Raw genomic sequence first — 448 nt, forward strand, 5'->3', positions numbered from 1 at the left:
CGGCAAAATCAATATTGTCCATGCGATGCGGCACGATACCCAGCCCCCCACCCAGCACCCCGACGAGCCGTCGACCCAGGTCAACTGGTCGGCGGGCGCCGTCGAGTTGCTGACGGAGTCGCGGCCCGGGAGCGCCGGGGACCGGCCTCGTCGGGCGGGTGTGTCGGCGTTCGGCGTCAGCGGTCCGAACGCGCAGGGGATCGTGGGGGTGCCCCCGGCCGGCGAGTGCGCCGCCGTCGTGGCGGCGGTGCACCTTCGCTTGGTGCCGGTGCGGTTGTCCGGTACGGACGAGGCGGCGCTCCGTGCCCCGGCACAGCAGGTGCGACTTGTGGCCGCTCGGGATCTCCCCACGCTCGCCGCAGCGGCAGCCCGCCGTGCCGCGCTCCCACATCGCGCGGAGGTGCTCGCCGGTGACACCGAGGGGTTGACGAACGTGCTGGGCGCGGTA

General features: G+C 73.4%; 1 pseudogene. It reads left to right on the forward strand.

Going from position 1 to position 448, the window contains the following annotated elements:
- Window positions 1–25 precede the first annotated feature (25 nt).
- Window positions 26–448 (forward strand): annotated as a pseudogene (locus PUR56_RS00645) (hypothetical protein); the annotation flags it as partial.

Source organism: Streptomyces sp. BE303 (assembly GCF_036290945.1).
Taxonomy (GTDB): Bacteria; Actinomycetota; Actinomycetes; order Streptomycetales; family Streptomycetaceae; genus Kitasatospora.